The organism is Arenibacter lacus (genome assembly GCF_008711145.1).
Lineage (GTDB): Bacteria > Bacteroidota > Bacteroidia > Flavobacteriales > Flavobacteriaceae > Arenibacter > Arenibacter amylolyticus.
Map to the genome: position 1 here is coordinate 1 of NZ_VVIN01000152.1, position 1,674 is coordinate 1,674.

The following is a 1,674-nucleotide window of genomic DNA, read 5'->3' on the forward strand; positions in this document are numbered from 1 at the left end:
TAATTGAACCAGAACTAACTGCGAATGCCGTACTTACCAAGGACCTTGATTGTACAGGGAGTCCGGATGCAGAAATCAATTTAACGGTAAATGGGGGGTATCCAGGATATACCTATGAAGTGGCTTTTAATGGCGGCGCCTATTCCGCCTATGCGGCAGGCTTCCCTTACACTACTTCTATCCCAGGGAGCTATAGGTTTAGAGTAACGGATACGCAAGGCTGTATTACAGAAAGTAATACCGTGACCGTTACCGCGGCCAATAACCCGGTAATTACCAGTGTAACCCCAACAAATATTCTTTGTTATGGAGACAGTAGCGGAGTCTTGGATATTGTAGTGGATACCAGTATGGGTGTTGCCCCCTACACCATTAATATTTATGAAACAATTTCAGCAACCAATTACGGAAGTCAGACCACTGGATTACCAGCTGGAGACTATGAAATTACATTAACCGATGACAAAGGCTGTTCCATTACAACTACGGCAACCATAACAGAACCTACTGCCATCAATCCCAATATCACTCAAACCAATTTGTCCTGTTCGGCGTCTTCAAATGTAATGGGGACCATTACGGTAGATGCAACAGGTGGGACTTCCCCTTATACATATGAAATAAATAAAAATGACTATTCCTATACGGATACCTACGATACTTCTACGGGATCCAATGCCCATACGTTCACTGGGCTCAATTTTGGGGATTATACAATCCGGGTAATAGACGGTAATGGATGTGAAAACACCTCCACGGTTACTATTACCACTGGTCCTGACGTTTTAATTACCACCTCCGGTGTTGCAGGATGTACTCCAGGAAGTGGTGAAATGTTGGTAGAAGCCCAAGCAAGTAATGGGACTCTGGGTACAGGTACTTTCTATTTTGCCATCTATCCGGCCACACCTTGGACATCAACGAATCCTGATTGGTATCTTCAGGATGGTGGTGCTAGTTCACCAGCACCCTACACCCATAATTTTACGGGACTTACCCCAGGAGTTACCTATACATTTATAGTATATGATTCCGATACTGGATGTGAATATGTGCAGGAAGCCACAGTTCCTGTAGCTACTAATTCCAGTTTAGCTTCTAACATAGATGCTACCACCAATGTTAGTTGCTTTGGTGCTTCGGACGGATCCGTAGAATTTACCTATAGTGGCTATGGCGGCACTCAAGTAGATTACGAGATTTTCACGTATCAGACCAATATTGCTACTGGAATCACGGGTAACTCTTCCGCTTTAATTCCTGGTACTGCAAGAACTAGAACCTTAAGTGGAATTGCCCCAGGTGAATATTATATTCTCTTTACTGAAGTAAATGGAACCAATGCGGGATGTGTAAATGCCTCCGATCCTTTTGTGATAGATCAGTCCTCTGCACTTTTGGAAATATCGGCCACTACCACCAATGATAACTGTGCCCCCAATGAGGGTACCATAACGGCTAGTGCCCGATATGGAAAGGCTCCTTATCAGTTTCAGCTGGAATTGGCTACTGCAACTGCCCCTACGGCTACCACTTGGTCTGGAACTAATATCACCGGATTTTTCAATGTAGATGCAGATAACTATACGGTGTATGTAAAGGATGCCAACAACTGTATTCAATCTGTTGATGTTACCGTTGCCGAAGATCCTAGTCCGGCTATCAGCCTTACTA

1 protein-coding gene is annotated in these 1,674 nt (G+C 44.0%); it reads left to right on the top strand.

From position 1 onward, the window contains the following. Positions 1-1,674: SprB repeat-containing protein (locus F1E73_RS16865; protein WP_191089059.1), on the top strand; the 1,674-nt coding region annotated here is incomplete at both ends.